The organism is Jeotgalibacillus proteolyticus (genome assembly GCF_050107735.1).
Taxonomy (GTDB): domain Bacteria; phylum Bacillota; class Bacilli; order Bacillales; family Jeotgalibacillaceae; genus Jeotgalibacillus; species Jeotgalibacillus proteolyticus_A.
This window is the reverse complement of sequence record NZ_JBNILO010000016.1, coordinates 42,784-58,421: the sequence shown is the minus strand read 5'-3', so window position 1 is coordinate 58,421 and position 15,638 is coordinate 42,784. Positions and strand designations below refer to the sequence as shown.

At 43.9% G+C, this 15,638-nt stretch carries 15 protein-coding genes, 1 rRNA gene and 1 other annotated feature; all 16 genes read left to right on the top strand.

The features are described 5' to 3' along the window. Window positions 1-101, top strand: a 5S ribosomal RNA gene (gene rrf / locus ACQCT8_RS18125); the annotation flags it as partial. 264 nt (window positions 102-365) lie between these two features. Next, on the top strand, window positions 366-827 hold the full coding sequence (locus ACQCT8_RS18120) for a CtsR family transcriptional regulator (RefSeq protein WP_426873451.1): 462 nt from the start codon (window positions 366-368) through the stop codon (window positions 825-827). A 14-nt stretch (window positions 828-841) separates the two neighbouring features. After that, window positions 842-1,390, top strand: a complete 549-nt coding sequence (locus ACQCT8_RS18115) for a UvrB/UvrC motif-containing protein (protein WP_426873449.1) — start codon at window positions 842-844, stop codon at window positions 1,388-1,390. Next, window positions 1,387-2,466, top strand: coding sequence for a protein arginine kinase (locus ACQCT8_RS18110; RefSeq protein ID WP_426873447.1), 1,080 nt, complete (start codon window positions 1,387-1,389; stop codon window positions 2,464-2,466). The genes ACQCT8_RS18115 and ACQCT8_RS18110 overlap by 4 nt, the downstream gene beginning before the upstream one ends. Next, on the top strand, window positions 2,463-4,907 hold the full coding sequence (gene clpC / locus ACQCT8_RS18105) for an ATP-dependent protease ATP-binding subunit ClpC (RefSeq protein ID WP_426873445.1): 2,445 nt from the start codon (window positions 2,463-2,465) through the stop codon (window positions 4,905-4,907). Before ACQCT8_RS18110 ends, clpC begins: the two co-directional genes overlap by 4 nt. Window positions 4,908-5,010: 103 nt before the next feature. Next, window positions 5,011-6,387: a DNA repair protein RadA gene (gene radA / locus ACQCT8_RS18100; protein ID WP_426873443.1), complete on the top strand. Its 1,377-nt coding sequence runs from the start codon at window positions 5,011-5,013 to the stop codon at window positions 6,385-6,387. Window positions 6,388-6,391: 4 nt separating this feature from the next. Next, complete coding sequence (gene disA / locus ACQCT8_RS18095) at window positions 6,392-7,462, top strand: DNA integrity scanning diadenylate cyclase DisA (RefSeq protein ID WP_426873441.1); 1,071 nt, start codon at window positions 6,392-6,394, stop codon at window positions 7,460-7,462. Window positions 7,463-7,663: 201 nt separating this feature from the next. Then, entirely contained in the window at window positions 7,664-8,764 is a 1,101-nt protein-coding gene (locus ACQCT8_RS18090; RefSeq protein WP_426873439.1) for a PIN/TRAM domain-containing protein, read from the top strand. A 24-nt stretch (window positions 8,765-8,788) separates the two neighbouring features. Then, window positions 8,789-9,475, top strand: a complete 687-nt coding sequence (gene ispD, locus ACQCT8_RS18085; protein ID WP_426873437.1) for a 2-C-methyl-D-erythritol 4-phosphate cytidylyltransferase — start codon at window positions 8,789-8,791, stop codon at window positions 9,473-9,475. A 59-nt stretch (window positions 9,476-9,534) separates the two neighbouring features. Continuing rightward, the gene (gene ispF / locus ACQCT8_RS18080; RefSeq protein ID WP_426873435.1) at window positions 9,535-10,011 is read left to right on the top strand and encodes a 2-C-methyl-D-erythritol 2,4-cyclodiphosphate synthase; all 477 of its coding nucleotides are present in this window, start codon (window positions 9,535-9,537) and stop codon (window positions 10,009-10,011) included. 25 nt (window positions 10,012-10,036) lie between these two features. Beyond that, window positions 10,037-11,494: a glutamate--tRNA ligase gene (gene gltX, locus ACQCT8_RS18075; RefSeq protein ID WP_426873433.1), complete on the top strand. Its 1,458-nt coding sequence runs from the start codon at window positions 10,037-10,039 to the stop codon at window positions 11,492-11,494. Between the two features lie 66 nt (window positions 11,495-11,560). Beyond that, window positions 11,561-11,783, top strand: a binding site (T-box leader). 105 nt (window positions 11,784-11,888) lie between these two features. Next, window positions 11,889-12,554 (top strand): serine O-acetyltransferase, encoded by a 666-nt coding sequence (gene cysE / locus ACQCT8_RS18070; RefSeq protein WP_426873432.1) that lies wholly within the window; start codon window positions 11,889-11,891, stop codon window positions 12,552-12,554. Further along, window positions 12,535-13,935, top strand: a complete 1,401-nt coding sequence (gene cysS / locus ACQCT8_RS18065; RefSeq protein ID WP_426873431.1) for a cysteine--tRNA ligase — start codon at window positions 12,535-12,537, stop codon at window positions 13,933-13,935. Before cysE ends, cysS begins: the two co-directional genes overlap by 20 nt. A gap of 3 nt (window positions 13,936-13,938) precedes the next feature. Then, a complete protein-coding gene (locus ACQCT8_RS18060; protein ID WP_426873429.1) occupies window positions 13,939-14,367 on the top strand; it encodes a Mini-ribonuclease 3 in 429 nt (142 codons plus the stop codon). Then, window positions 14,364-15,107 carry a 23S rRNA (guanosine(2251)-2'-O)-methyltransferase RlmB gene (rlmB, locus tag ACQCT8_RS18055; protein ID WP_278242429.1) on the top strand — a complete coding sequence of 248 codons (744 nt, stop codon included), beginning with the start codon at window positions 14,364-14,366 and terminating at the stop codon, window positions 15,105-15,107. The genes ACQCT8_RS18060 and rlmB overlap by 4 nt, the downstream gene beginning before the upstream one ends. Window positions 15,108-15,113: 6 nt before the next feature. Then, entirely contained in the window at window positions 15,114-15,626 is a 513-nt protein-coding gene (locus ACQCT8_RS18050) for an NYN domain-containing protein (RefSeq protein WP_426873426.1), read from the top strand. The last annotated feature ends 12 nt before the right edge of the window (window positions 15,627-15,638 follow it).

Here is a 15,638-nt window from a genome sequence, read left to right as displayed (position 1 = left end):
GAAGAGGTCACACCCGTTCCCATGCCGAACACGGAAGTTAAGCTCTTCAGCGCCGATGGTAGTTGGGGGTCTCCCCCTGTGAGAGTAGGACGTCGCTAGGCACAAAAAAAGAGTCATTCCCTTTGGGAATGGCTTTTTTTGTGCTGCAAACCGAAAAAATGTTCCAGTAGCATTCCTTCATTAAATACGTGTTAATGCAGCTATTCGATTGTTTAACTTAGCGCAGTGTTTATTTTCACGTTTTTAATCCAAGATTCAAATAACGGGAATTTTTTTCTTCAACTCAGTCCACCTATTTGCAAAAAGATCAAAACGTATTGTATAATTTATGTCAAAGATAGTCAAAGTCAAAGGGGGTGGGGGTAGTGAAAAACATTTCTGATGTTATTGAAAAGTATTTAAAGCAGGTTTTAGAAGGCAGTGGAAGTGAAATAGTGGAAATAAAGAGAAGTGAAATTGCGGACAAATTTCAGTGTGTGCCTTCTCAAATTAATTATGTGATTAATACCCGATTTACAGTAGAGCGCGGATATGTTGTTGAAAGTAAGCGGGGCGGAGGCGGTTATATACGCATAATTAAGGTTAAAAGCCATGATCAGTCTCATCTTATTGATCAGATCACAGAGCTTCTTCAAACTCATATAGCACAAGCCACAGCGGAGGATGTAGTGTTCAGGCTGCTGGATGAAGAATGTATTTCTAAAAGAGAGGCTAAGCTGATGCTGAGTGCAATGGATCGAGCTACTCTTAAAATTCCATTGCCTTTACGTGATGAAATTCGGGCAAGAATGTTAACCGCTATGTTAACAACTTTAAAATATAAATAAATGAGGTGAGAGGGATGGTTTGTCAAGAGTGCCAGCAGCGTCCCGCAGCATTGCATTTTACGAAAGTGATTAATGGAGAAAAAACAGAAGTGCACTTGTGTGAGGTTTGTGCACAAGATAAAGGGGATGCGTTTTTATCCAACGATGCAAGTGCCTTTTCATTCAATAATTTACTTGCGGGCCTTTTAAATATTACTCCAGTTGTACAACAGCCTAACCAATCACAGCATTCTGAGAAAGAAACAATTCGCTGCAAGGAATGTAAGTTAACCTTTCCTCAGTTTTTGAAAATTGGAAAATTCGGCTGTCCTTCCTGTTATGAATCTTTTCGTGATCAGCTTCCCCCTATTTTGAAACGGCTTCACAGCGGCAATGAGATTCATCAGGGGAAGCTTCCTGAGCGTGAAGGCGGGACGATTCATGTGAAAAGAAAGATCAACGAGCTAAGAACAGAGTTAAAGGAATTAGTAAATGGTGAAGAATTTGAAAAAGCAGCGGGAGTTCGCGATCATATACGTTCTCTTGAAAAAGATATTCGAAAGCATGGAGGTGAGCAGCCTTGACACTTGAAAAATTTTTGACGAAGGCTGTTACTTCCTGGATGAACGAAGAAGGACCTTATTCAGAAATTGTGTTATCCAGTCGAATACGATTAGCGAGAAATAGCAAACACCATTCATTCCCTACCGTTTTTACTGAAAAAGAGGCAGCGGACGTTTCTCAAAAAGTGAAGCAGAGTATGAAAGAGGCTGGGGGAGCTCTGGAACTTCTGGAAATGAAGGAACTCCAGGAGCTTCAGAAGCGTGTATTGGTTGAAAAGCATTTGATCAGTCCGAATCTTGCCGAAGATTCAGCTTCATCTGCTGTATGGCTGTCAGACGAAGAAGACATCAGTATTATGGTAAATGAAGAAGATCATCTGCGCATTCAGTGCTTGTACCCTGGATTACAGTTAAAAGAAGCACTGCGAAAGGCAAATGAACTTGACGATTCAATTGAAGAACACTTTGATTATGCATTTGATGAGCAGCTTGGTTATTTGACCACATGCCCCACAAATGTTGGCACAGGCTTACGGGCATCTGTTATGATGCACTTACCAGGTTTAATGATGACAAACCAAATGAACAGAATTATTCCGGCTATTGGACAATTTGGTCTTGTGGCGAGAGGAATTTACGGGGAAGGCAGCGAAGCTTTAGGTAACATCTTTCAAATTTCTAATCAAACCACGCTTGGAAAATCTGAGGAAGACATTGTAGAAGACCTCCTACGGGTTGTTCACCAGATAATTGCCCAGGAAAAAGCAGCGCGCGAAGCGTTGGTTCAGACTTCAGGTGTTCAGCTTGAAGACCGTGTTTTTAGGTCCTATGGTGTATTAAGGTACAGCCGTGTCATAGAATCTAAAGAAGCTGCTAAATGTTTATCGGATGTGCGTTTAGGAATTGATTTAGGGTATATAAAAGATGTACCTCGGACGATTTTAAACGAACTGATGATTCTTACTCAGCCAGGATTCCTTCAGCAATACGCGGGAGGGTTTTTGCGTCCTTTTGAACGTGATTTGCGAAGGGCCTCATTAATACGTGAACGGTTAGAAATGGATGATTCACAGCTAAAAGGAGGAACAGACCTATGATGTTTGGACGATTTACGGAGAGAGCACAGAAGGTATTGGCGTTGGCACAGGAAGAGGCAATTCGTCTTTCCCATTCAAATATTGGCACTGAACATATCCTGCTCGGGCTTGTTCGAGAAGGAGAAGGCATTGCTGCAAAGGCATTAAAGAGCCTGAATCTAAGCACGGAAAAGATTCAGGAAGAAGTTGAGGAACTGATCGGCAAAGGTACTGAGCAGTCACCAAGCGTTCATTATACCCCGCGGGCAAAAAAAGTAATTGAGCTTTCAATGGATGAAGCACGTAAATTAGGGCATTCATATGTAGGCACTGAGCACATCCTACTGGGATTAATCCGTGAAGGAGAAGGTGTGGCAGCACGGGTATTAAGCAATCTGGGTGTCAGTTTAAATAAAGCAAGACAGCAAGTGCTTCAGCTGCTCGGCAGCAATGAAGCAAGCGGTCATCAAGGCAGCTCCAATGCCAATGCGAGTACACCTACACTTGACGGACTTGCACGGGATCTTACCGTTATTGCACGTGAAGGCAGTCTCGATCCGGTAATCGGGAGAAGTAAAGAAATTCAACGCGTAATTGAAGTACTGAGCCGCCGGACTAAAAACAATCCTGTGTTGATTGGAGAACCGGGAGTTGGTAAAACGGCGATCGCAGAAGGGCTTGCCCAGCAGATTGTGCAAAATGAAGTGCCGGAAATTCTGCGCGACAAGCGGGTTATGACGCTTGATATGGGTACGGTAGTTGCAGGAACAAAATACCGCGGAGAATTTGAGGACCGTTTGAAAAAAGTAATGGATGAGATCCGCCAGGCAGGAAATATCATTCTGTTCATTGATGAGCTTCATACGCTGATTGGAGCAGGAGGAGCAGAAGGTGCAATTGATGCTTCAAACATTTTGAAACCATCTCTCGCACGTGGTGAATTGCAATGTATCGGTGCTACAACGCTTGATGAATACCGAAAGTACATTGAAAAAGATGCAGCATTAGAGCGCCGATTCCAGCCCATCCAGGTAGATGAGCCGACTGCTGAAGAATCTGTTCAGATCTTAAAAGGGCTGCGCGACCGTTATGAAGCACATCACCGCGTATCAATTACAGATGCAGCGATTGATGCGGCTGTAAAACTGTCAGACCGTTACATTTCAGATCGTTTTCTCCCTGATAAAGCGATTGACTTAATCGATGAAGCAGGCTCAAAAGTGCGTCTGCGTTCTTATACAACACCTCCTAATTTAAAGGAGCTTGAAGCAAAATTAGAAGGAATCCGCAACGAAAAGGATGCAGCTGTTCAAAGTCAGGAATTTGAAAAGGCCGCTTCTTTACGGGATTCTGAACAAAAGACAAAAGAAAAACTGGATGAAACGAAAAAGATCTGGAAAGAAAAACAGGGTCAGGAAAATACAGAAGTAACGGTTGAAGATATCGCTCATGTAGTATCAACCTGGACTGGAGTACCGGTTTCCCGTCTGGCAGAAACTGAAACCCAAAAGCTGCTGAATCTTGAGGAAACACTCCACAATCGTGTTATTGGCCAGGGAGATGCAGTAACAGCCATTTCCAAAGCCGTTAGACGTGCGAGAGCCGGCTTAAAAGATCCGAAACGCCCAATCGGTTCATTTATTTTCTTAGGACCTACAGGTGTTGGTAAAACGGAACTTGCACGAGCTCTTGCCGAATCCATGTTTGGCGATGAAGACGCCATGATCCGAATCGACATGTCTGAGTATATGGAAAAACATTCTACATCTCGGCTTGTCGGATCTCCTCCAGGGTATGTCGGGTATGAAGAAGGCGGTCAATTAACAGAGAAAGTCCGCCGCAAGCCTTATTCAGTCGTTCTGCTTGATGAGATTGAGAAAGCGCATCCTGACGTATTTAATATTCTGCTCCAAGTGCTTGAGGATGGCCGTTTAACGGATTCCAAAGGACGGACGGTAGATTTTCGCAATGTCGTATTAATTATGACGTCCAATGTTGGAGCAAGTGCATTGAAATTCAATAAAAATGTCGGGTTTAATGTTCAGGACTCCAAACAGGATTATAAAGACATGAAGGGACAGGTGCTTGAAGAATTGAAGCGCGCTTTCCGTCCGGAGTTTTTAAACAGAATCGACGAAATGATTGTGTTCCATTCACTTGAAAAAGACCACCTCAAAGAAATCGTGACGCTGATGGCGAATGAGCTGGTTAAACGCCTAAAAGAGCAGGATATAGAACTCTCCATAACAGAAGCTGCAAAAGAAAAAATTGCAGATGAAGGATTCGATCCTGAATACGGGGCAAGACCGCTGCGCCGTGCGATTCAAAAGCATGTGGAAGACCGTCTATCCGAAGAGCTGTTAAAAGGAAACGTGCTTGCAGGCTACACGGTTGAAATTGATGTAGAAGGCAAAGAGTTCGTTGTAAACCGCAAAGAAGAAGCAGGTTCTACTGCGACTTAACGGCTGATACAGAAGATCTTTAAATCAATCAATTAGTGCACGTGTGTCAGCCTCCAACACGTGCACTATTTTTTTATAAACCTTGCAAGGAGATGGAAATAGAGTGGCAAAAAAGAAAACAAAATTCATGTGCCAGTCATGCGGCTATGAATCTGCAAAATGGATGGGCAAATGCCCAGGCTGTGGAGAATGGAACACGATGGTTGAAGATGTATCCATTACAGGGAAGCAGCCAAGAAAAACTTTTACGCATACACCTGAAGGAAGTTCAGTTAAAGCAACCCCTCTTGTATCAGTTGAATCCATTCAGGAGCCGCGAGTGGAGACAAAAAGCGGAGAATTAAACCGTGTTCTTGGCGGAGGTGTGGTTCCGGGCTCGCTGATTTTAATAGGGGGAGATCCGGGCATTGGGAAGTCCACCTTGCTTTTACAGGTATCCTCTCAGCTTGCAGAAACAAAAAATAAAGTCCTTTATATTTCAGGCGAGGAATCTGTTAAGCAAACGAAACTTCGTTCTGATCGTTTAAACGTTACCTCTGAAAACTTATATGTTTATGCAGAAACAAACTTAGAATCGATCCACCACTCCATCGAACAATTGTCCCCGGATTTTGTAGTCATTGATTCGATTCAAACCGTCTATCATCCTGAAGTCACTTCCGCCCCGGGGAGTGTCACTCAAGTAAGGGAATGTACAGCTGAGCTGATGCGGATTGCCAAAATGAAAAACATCGCCATTTTTATCGTGGGCCATGTGACAAAAGAAGGCTCCATTGCAGGCCCTCGAATTTTAGAGCATATGGTTGATACCGTGCTTTACTTTGAAGGAGAACGCCATCATACGTACCGGATTTTACGGGCTGTGAAAAACCGGTTTGGCTCTACCAACGAGATGGGTATTTTTGAAATGAAGGAATCCGGATTAGAAGAAGTGTTAAATCCTTCGGAAATTTTCCTTGAAGAAAGATCACAGGGAGCAGCGGGCTCCACTGTAGTAGCCTCGATGGAAGGGACGCGTCCGGTGCTGGTTGAAATCCAGGCGCTTGTGACCCCTACAAGTTTTAATAATCCGCGGCGAATGGCCACAGGCGTGGACCAAAGCAGAGTTTCTCTTTTAATGGCTGTTCTTGAAAAAAGAGTGGGACTGCTTTTACAGCAGCAGGATGCCTACTTAAAAGTAGCCGGCGGCGTACGCCTGGATGAACCGGCAATTGATCTGGCAGTTGCGATAAGTATTGCTTCAAGCTTTAAAGATAAGCCTTCGAGTGGAACTGACTGCATTATAGGAGAGGTAGGGCTTACTGGAGAAATACGAAGAGTATCCCGGATCGAACAGCGGGTGCAGGAAGCTGCAAAGCTGGGATTTAAAAGGGTCTTTATTCCAGCCAATAATATTGGAGGATGGAAGTTCCCAGAAGACATACAAGTCGTTGGTGTTTCAGATGTAAATGAAGCGTTGAAGAAAGTATTGGGGGATTAAAAAAATGGAAGAAAAAAGAAAGCAGGAGCGGGCCATTGACATCGTGCAGCTCGTAGCCCCGGGCACTCCGTTCAGAGAAGGGCTCGATAATGTTTTGCGTGCAGGAACGGGTGGTCTGATAGTAGTAGGATACAATGAGAAAATGAAATCGATTGTAGATGGGGGCTTTCAAATCCATTGCCCATTTTCTCCAACATTTTTATATGAACTGGCTAAGATGGACGGAGCCATTATTTTAAATGAAACAGGAAACAAAATTTTAATTGCCAATGCTCAGCTTGCCCCCAGTCCAATGGTTCCCTCTTCAGAAACCGGCATGAGGCACAGAACAGCAGAACGTGTAGCAAGAGAAACGGATGCATTGGTTATCGCTATTTCTCAGAGAAGAAACGTTATAACTTTATACAAGGGGACTTTTCGTTACGCGCTGAAGGAGATCGCCGTCATTTTGGCAAAAGCCAACCAAGCGGTTCAAACATTGGAAAAATACAGGGTGGTGCTCGATCAAAGTATTTCCCATTTAACCCTTTTGGAATTCGAGGAAATGGTGACGTTTGGTGACGTTCTTCAGGTGCTGCACCGTTTTGAGATGGTTCTGCGTATTAAAAATGAACTGCTGGTTTATTTAAACGAATTAGGAACAGAAGGCAGATTAGTCCGTTTGCAGATGAACGAATTAATTGCCGACATGGAAGAAGAAGCTATGATGATTATGCGGGATTATGCGAAGGACAGACATATTAAATCCTTTGAACTCCTCAATCGTTTTCAGGATATGGTCACGTCTGAGGTACTTGAAGACGGCGCACTCCTCAAGCTGCTTGGGTTCAGCGTCTATACACCGGCGGAGGATACGACAGAGCCAAGAGGGTATCGTGTGCTGAGTAAAATTCCCCGCCTGCCCATTATGATCATTGAAAATTTGATAAATGAGTTTTCCCACCTCAACCAAATGGTCAAAGCGTCTGTTCAGATGCTCGACGATGTAGAAGGGATTGGAGAAGTCAGAGCCAAAAAAATCAAAGAGGGGCTGCGGCTGATTAAAGATCAATCGATTGCCGATAATCAGCTGTGAAATAATGGATTGCCAGCTTTGTAGATATATGATATGATATGTCGTTTTGTATAAATTGACTTTCTGATGAACATCGTGCTACGCTTTTTAAAATAAGAAAGCAGATTATCAGGAGAGATGTGCTGAAATATTCATTTTTATTGCTTTTAGTAAGGTTTGAAATAAAGAAATTGGTAAATAATGAAACAAGGAGGTGAAGGAATGTTAAGACGAATCGTACAAGTGTGTTTTTTGATTTTAGGTGGAACTCTGGGCGTGTTTTTAATTCCTGATTTGTTGTTTGGGCCTTTAGGTGTAGATAACGCACTTATTAATAATCCCTATGTTACTGCTATTTTAGGAGCTATTATTTTTTATATTATCTTATTTTGGCTGATTGATCACGTAGTGGAATTCCTTAAGTGGTGCGAGGATCGACTGGTGGAGGCGCCGGTGACAGATCTGCTTTTTGGTACACTCGGACTGATTATCGGCTTGATTGTAGCGTTCCTGCTTGGTGTAGCGATTAATGATATTCAAATTTTGATTGTAAATACAGTAGCGCCTATTTTACTTACCCTGATATTGGGCTATTTAGGCTTCCGGGTTGGGTTTACCAAACGGGATGAGATGGTTCAGCTGTTCACGAAGAACCCCGCCAAAAAAACACTGGATATTAATGGACAGCAGCAAATGGTGGAACCCCCTGCCTCTAAACGTCATAAAATCTTGGATACCAGTGTCATTATAGACGGGCGGATCGCCGACATTTGCCAGACAGGCTTTTTAGATGGAGAAATTGTCATTCCTCAATTTGTTTTGGGAGAGCTACAGCATATCGCTGATTCTTCTGATGCATTAAAACGGAATCGTGGACGGCGCGGACTTGATATCCTCAAGCGGATTCAGCGGGATATACCAATCCAGGTGACGATCTATGAAGGGGACTTTGAAGAAATCCACGAGGTGGACAGCAAGCTGGTGAAGCTGGCTAAAGTACTGAACGGGATTGTGGTAACCAATGACTTTAATTTAAATAAAGTTTGTGATTTGCAGGACGTTCAAGTGCTAAATATCAACGATTTGGCCAATGCTGTTAAACCCGTTGTATTGCCTGGTGAGGAGCTTCATGTTCAAATGATTAAAGACGGCAAGGAACAAAACCAGGGAATTGCCTACCTCGATGACGGGACCATGATTGTCGTAGAAGACGGTAAAAATTTTATTGGCAAACATATAGATGTGATCGTAACGAGTGTTCTTCAGACATCAGCCGGAAGAATGATTTTTGCGAAACCGAAAGCATACGAAAAAGCGCTTTAATCGCATAGAACAGGAGTTAGTCAAATGGAGTATGAAGTGATTATCCCAGCTGCCGGAAAAGGAAAACGGATGGGGGCAGACCGAAATAAACTGCTGCTTACTATAGACGGCAAACCGGTTATTATTCATACACTTCAGGTATTTGAAGAGGATCCGCTGTGCAAGGGAATTATTCTTGCTGTGAGCCCGGATGACCGTAACGTGCTTGAAGAGCTGCTTGCGGAATATTCCATTCATAAAGTGGTCGCGATGGCAGAGGGCGGAAAAGAAAGACAGCAGAGCGTCTATCACGCCCTGCTCCACGCAACAGCTTCTATCGTGATGGTGCATGACGGGGCAAGACCCTTTATCCAGCAGGCTGCGATTCATGAATTGGCCGAACAGGCATTTCAAACAGGAGCGGCTATAGCGGGAGTGCCAGTTAAAGATACAATGAAAGTGATCCGGGAAGGAACAGTTGAGAACACAATAGATCGTTCAAGCTTGTGGTCGATTCAGACACCGCAGGCTTTTCGTCTTTCTTTGCTGCTTAAGGCAAATCAGGAAGCAGTAAAAAACGGTTTTAATGGAACCGATGATGCTTCCCTCGTTGAACAAATTGGTGAAAAAGTTCAAGTTGTAGAGGCAGATTATGATAATATAAAGCTGACGACAAAAGAAGACCTTTTTTTTGCTGAAGCCATTCTTAAAAAAAGAAAAAGCGGTTATTAAAATACAAATAATTTAGCTATGTTTGAACAAGTGAAACAGAGTTAAAATGAGGTGAAAATATGTTCCGGATCGGACAAGGCTATGATGTTCATCAATTAACGGAAGGCAGACCGCTGATCCTTGGGGGGGTTACGATTCCTCATGAAAAAGGACTGCTTGGCCATTCAGATGCGGATGTGCTGCTTCATGTAGTAGCAGATGCAGCGCTCGGGGCAATCGGTGCAGGAGATATAGGCAAGCACTTCCCTGATACGGATCCCGCTTTTAAAGGAGCGGATTCCGCTAAGCTGCTGAAGCATGTATGGGATCTTGTGAAAAAAGAAGGCTACCATTTGGCTAATATTGATTGTACGATTATCGCACAGCGCCCTAAAATGGCTCCGCATATAGAAGAGATGAGGGAGCGGATTGCCGGGCTCCTTGAAGCGTCAAAAGAACAAGTGAATGTTAAAGCCACCACGACAGAAAAGCTTGGCTTTGCAGGCCGTGAAGAAGGCATTGCCGCTCAGGCCACTATTTTAATTCAGGCAAAATAAGAAGTACAAAATAGGAGGATTACTTATGTCTACAGAAGTTCGTGTACGTTATGCACCAAGTCCAACCGGTCACTTACATATAGGGAATGCGCGTACCGCCCTATTTAATTATTTATTTGCTAAAAATCTGGGCGGAAAGCTTATCATCCGCATTGAAGATACTGATTCAAAACGCAATATTGAAACGGGTGAAGAGTCACAGCTGCGCTATTTAAAGTGGCTTGGCATCGAGTGGGATGAAAGCATTGATGTGGGGGGAGAGTACGGACCCTACCGTCAGTCAGAGCGAAATGATCTTTATGAAAAGCATTATAATGAACTGCTTCAAAAAGGTCTTGCCTATAAATGCTACTGTACTTCAGAGGAGCTTGAAGCAGAACGGGAAGCACAAATTGCAAGGGGAGAAATGCCAAGATACAGCGGGAAATGCCGCAATTTAACAGATGAAGAACGTGCCGCTTTGGAAGCAGAGGGACGAGAGCCGAGCATACGTTTTGCAGTGCCTGCCGGTAAGACCTATACGTTTAACGACATGGTGAAAGATGATGTATCCTTTGAAAGTGATGGCATCGGGGATTTTGTTATCGTTAAAAAGGACGGCATTCCTACGTATAACTTTGCAGTAGCAGTAGATGACCATTTCATGAAGATTTCTCACGTGCTGCGCGGGGATGACCATATTTCTAACACACCGAAGCAGCTGATGATCTTTGAAGCATTCGGATGGGAAGCACCCGTATTTGGTCATATGACGCTTATTGTGAATGAAAACCGTAAAAAATTAAGTAAGCGTGATGAATCGATAATTCAATTCATCGAGCAGTATAAAGATCTTGGCTATCAACCGGATGCCTTATTCAACTTTATTGCGCTTCTTGGCTGGTCTCCTAAAGGGGAAGATGAACTTTTCTCTAAAGAACAATTCATTGAAATCTTCGATGCGAACCGATTATCTAAATCACCAGCAGTGTTTGATTCACAAAAGCTGGTTTGGATGAATAATCAGTACTTGAAAAACCTTGATTTGGATGAAGTCGTACAGCTTGCTGTTCCTCACCTGGAAGAAGCGGGACGAATTTCAAAGGACCGTTCAGCTGAAGAAGAAGAATGGGTGCGAAGCCTGGTCGCACTTTATCAGGAGCAAATGAGTTTCGGAGCTGAAATTGTTGATCTATCAGAATTGTTCTTCAAAGAGGAGATTACGTACGATGAAGAGGCAAGTGCAGTCCTGGCAGAAGAACAGGTTCCGGAAGTAATGGGAGAGCTCGCCAGTCAGCTTGAGGCTTTGGAGAACTTTGAATCCGCAGAAATTAAAAAAGCCATAAAAGCCGTTCAAAAACAAACGGGTCATAAAGGAAAAAAATTATTTATGCCGATTCGTGTCGCAGTTATCGGTCAAACACACGGACCTGAGCTTCCAAATGCGATTGAAGTGTTGGGCAAAGAAAGAGTTCTCGCCCGTATAAGCAAGCTTTCGAATTAACATTTTTATTTAAATGGTATATGATATATTTATAAGCATACATTAACTACGTTTATATGAAATTTGAGTAAAGCTGAGACGAGGAAAAGTAAGAAAAGGAACCCGATAAGAGAGAACCACCACCCGGCTGAAAGTGGTTCAGGCGACTCCTTTTCCCAACATGCACCTCTGAGCCTTTTGCTGAAACATTAGTAGGCATAAGCGGTACGGACCGTTATTTCCGATTAAGTGGGGAGTCTGTTTCTTTGGGCTTCAAACAGAGTGGAACCGCGTGTAAGGCGTCTCTGTCAATTGACAGAGGCGTTTTTTTTGTTTTTATAAGGCTATATTTCCAATAAGATTAGTCAGTTTATCCATTATATGTACTGATTGTGCAGCAAAAGGGGGGAAAGCGATGTTTAAGCGAGTCAAGGAAGATATTGAAACCGTTTTTGATCAGGATCCTGCAGCAAGATCCGCCATTGAGATAATTTTAACGTATTCCGGACTGCATGCGATTTGGGGATATCGGGTTGCTCATGTCTTTTATCGTCGGAAATTGTATTTTATTGCCCGGGTAATATCTCAGCTCGCGCGATTTTTTACGGGCATCGAAATCCATCCCGCAGCCAAAATTGGCAGGCGCTTTTTTATTGATCATGGCATGGGAGTCGTGATCGGAGAGACCTGTGAAATCGGAAATAATGTAACGGTATTTCAGGGGGTCACCCTCGGGGGCACGGGAAAAGAAAAAGGAAAACGTCATCCCACCCTCGAAGACAATGTGCTGGTCGCAACAGGAGCAAAAGTGCTGGGTTCCATCACCATTGGGGAAAACTCTAAAGTAGGAGCAGGCTCTGTTGTCCTGCATGATGTGCCAGCCAACTCTACCGTTGTCGGTATTCCGGGAAGAGTGGTTGTGCGCAATGGGGTGAAATGTCCCCGGGACCTAAACCATCAGGATATGCCGGATCCGATCTGGGACCGTATGCGCCATTTGGAAACGGAACTTGCATTTATGAAAGATCAGCTGAAGAAAGAAAGAGAGAGGAGCTCGAACAATGAGCATTCAACTTTATAATACAGTCACACGAAAAAAAGAACGATTTACCCCGCAGGAAGAAGGCAAGGTCTCCATGTACGTATGCGGACCTACTGTCTACAATTATATTCACATTGGAAATGCACGCCCTGCGATTGTATTCGACGCGGTTCGCCGTCATCTGGAATACAGAGGCTACGATGTTAACTTCGTGTCGAATTTTACGGACGTGGATGATAAATTGATCCGTGCAGCCAATGAACTGGGGGAAGATGTGCCGGCAGTAGCTGAACGATTTATCAATGCTTATTTTGATGATGTGGAGGCGCTCGGCTGCAAAAGGGGTACAGCCCACCCGAGGGTGACTGAAAATATTGACCTGATTATCGAGTTTATTCAAACATTGATCGACAAGGGATATGCGTATGAATCAGCAGGGGATGTATATTACCGAACACGCAAATTCAAAGAATACGGAAAACTATCCCACCAATCGATCGATGAACTCCGGATTGGTGCCAGAATCGAATCAGACGAGCGAAAAGACGATGCGCTGGATTTTGTATTATGGAAAGCCGCAAAGGAAAGCGAAATTTCCTGGGAAAGTCCATGGGGAGCGGGACGTCCCGGCTGGCATATTGAATGCTCCGCAATGGCACGCAAATATCTTGGAGACACGATTGACATTCATGCAGGAGGCCAGGACCTTGCTTTCCCTCACCATGAAAATGAAATTGCCCAGTCTGAAGCGTTAACAGGGAAGTCATTTGCAAATTACTGGATGCATAACGGCTACATCAATATCGATAATGAAAAAATGTCCAAATCTCTCGGCAACTTTGTCCTGGTGAATGACATTCTGAAAGAGCATGATCCTCAGGTGCTTCGTTTCTTTATGCTGTCTGTGCATTACCGTCACCCGATCAATTACAACCTGGAACTGTTGAATGCAGCAAAAGCAGGTCTTGACAGAATCCGCACCTCGTATGAAAATCTGCTTCACCGCAAAGGACTAAGTGCAAACCTGGCTGAACATAATGAGCAATGGCTGAAAGAAATTAACGAAACCAAACAAACGTTCGGTAAGGCGATGGATGATGACTTTAACACAGCTAATGCCATTTCAGTTCTGTTTGATTTATCCCGCCAAGCGAACCATTATTTAAGAGAAAAAAATACGTCAGTGGAAGTCATCGATGCATTTACAGCAGCGTTTGACGAGCTTGCAGGAGTGCTTGGATTTTCGATGACACAGGAAAAGGAATTGCTTGATCAGGACATAGAAGACTTAATCAAAAAACGCGAACAGGCGCGAAAAGACCGTGACTTCAAAACAGCAGATGAAATACGGGATCAGCTAAAAGAACTGAACATCATTCTTGAGGATACAGCGCAGGGCATCCGTTGGAGAAGGGGCTAAGGTATGGGCGCTGACAATCGCACTGCACTTGACCCCAAACAGTTAAACGCCCTTGCGCTTGCCTACATGGGAGATGCTGTCTATGAGCAATATGTGAGACATCATCTTCTCCTGCAAGGGACGGTAAGACCTAATTTTCTGCAGAAAGCGTCGATTCAATATGTTTCTGCTAAAGGACAATGCTTTGTGCTGCGGGCACTCACGCAAGACTCGTTTTTTTCAGAAGCGGAAGAAGCGGTCATCCGGAGAGGCAGAAATGCAAAATCAGGAACGGTGCCGAAAAATGTCGATGTTCAGACGTATCGTTACAGCACAGCTTTTGAAGCATTAATCGGGTACTTATATTTAACGGAACAGCAGGCACGCTTAGATGAGGTGGTTTCGAAATCCATTGCCATCATGATGGACAAGCTGAAAGGAGAATCAAAATGAGCGAAGAATTTATAGGGGGCAAAAACCCGGTTATTGAAGCCTTAAAATCGGGGCGCGATATTAATAAAGTATGGATTGCTGAGGGTTCTCAGAAAGGACAGATGCAGCAGGTCATCCACTTAGCTAAAGAAGCGGGAGTCCTCGTTCAGTTTGTGCCGAAGAAAAAAGTGGATCAGCTTTTAGAAGGACAGCACCAGGGTGTCGTCGCATCTGTGGCTGCGTATCAATATGCAGAAGTGGACGATATGATTGCGCTCGCCAAAAGCCGGAATGAGGATCCCTTTATCCTGATTCTCGATGAGCTCGAAGACCCTCACAATCTTGGCTCCATAATGCGTACAGCAGATGCAACGGGAGCACACGGCATCATTATACCGAAACGCCGTGCTGTGGGGCTGACTGCTGCAGTGGCAAAAGCTTCAACAGGCGCGATTGAACATATCCCGGTTGCCCGTGTCACGAATCTTGCCCGGACAATCGATGATTTAAAAGAGCAGGGACTGTGGATTACTGGAACAGACGCAAAAGAAAGTCAGGACTACCGCCGCTTCGATGCCACCATGCCGCTTGGATTAGTGATTGGAAGTGAGGGGAAGGGAATGGGCAGATTAATCAGGGAAAAATGTGATTTTCTTGTTCATTTACCTATGTCGGGTCATGTCACATCATTGAATGCTTCCGTTGCAGCAAGTATTCTGATGTACGAAATTTATCGAAAACGGCATCCCCTGGAAAGCTGAACGGCGATGAACAATGTTCTTCTCGTCGATGGATACAATATGATCGGCGCATGGCCGGAACTAAATGAATTAAAATCCCATAATCTCGCTGCAGCTCGAGACCGGTTAATTGAAACCATGGCCGAATATCAAGGCTATACAGGATACCGGGTCATTATTGTATTTGACGCCCAATTTGTGCAGGGCATTGCAAAAAAACATCGGCATTACAATCTCGACGTGTTCTTTACAAAAGAGAATGAAACAGCGGATGAACGGATCGAGAAGCTGGCGATTGAATTAAATGACATAAAAACGCAAGTGATTGTTGCGACGAGTGATTTCACTGAGCAATGGGTCATATTTGCACAAGGTGCATTGAGAAAATCTGCCAGGGAATTATTAATTGAAACAAAACAAATCGAAAAGAAAATCGAAAAAAGGGTCCGCAAAATACAGGAACAGCGGCCTTCCTCCAATATTCCGCTGTCAGAAGAAGTAGCTCAAATATTCGAAAAATGGCGCAGAGGAGATAAATGAGCAGTTGACGCT

What these genes read in the sequence shown, in the direction of transcription:
- rlmB (WP_278242429.1), top strand. Translation starts at nt 14,364, where the DNA reads ATGAGCGAAGAATTTATAGGGGGCAAAAACCCGGTTATTGAAGCCTTA.
- ispD (WP_426873437.1), top strand. Translation starts at nt 8,789, where the DNA reads ATGGAGTATGAAGTGATTATCCCAGCTGCCGGAAAAGGAAAACGGATG.
- cysS (WP_426873431.1), top strand. Translation starts at nt 12,535, where the DNA reads ATGAGCATTCAACTTTATAATACAGTCACACGAAAAAAAGAACGATTT.
- disA (WP_426873441.1), top strand. Translation starts at nt 6,392, where the DNA reads ATGGAAGAAAAAAGAAAGCAGGAGCGGGCCATTGACATCGTGCAGCTC.
- cysE (WP_426873432.1), top strand. Translation starts at nt 11,889, where the DNA reads ATGTTTAAGCGAGTCAAGGAAGATATTGAAACCGTTTTTGATCAGGAT.
- gltX (WP_426873433.1), top strand. Translation starts at nt 10,037, where the DNA reads ATGTCTACAGAAGTTCGTGTACGTTATGCACCAAGTCCAACCGGTCAC.
- clpC (WP_426873445.1), top strand. Translation starts at nt 2,463, where the DNA reads ATGATGTTTGGACGATTTACGGAGAGAGCACAGAAGGTATTGGCGTTG.
- ACQCT8_RS18050 (WP_426873426.1), top strand. Translation starts at nt 15,114, where the DNA reads ATGAACAATGTTCTTCTCGTCGATGGATACAATATGATCGGCGCATGG.
- ACQCT8_RS18060 (WP_426873429.1), top strand. Translation starts at nt 13,939, where the DNA reads ATGGGCGCTGACAATCGCACTGCACTTGACCCCAAACAGTTAAACGCC.
- ispF (WP_426873435.1), top strand. Translation starts at nt 9,535, where the DNA reads ATGTTCCGGATCGGACAAGGCTATGATGTTCATCAATTAACGGAAGGC.
- ACQCT8_RS18115 (WP_426873449.1), top strand. Translation starts at nt 842, where the DNA reads ATGGTTTGTCAAGAGTGCCAGCAGCGTCCCGCAGCATTGCATTTTACG.
- ACQCT8_RS18090 (WP_426873439.1), top strand. Translation starts at nt 7,664, where the DNA reads ATGTTAAGACGAATCGTACAAGTGTGTTTTTTGATTTTAGGTGGAACT.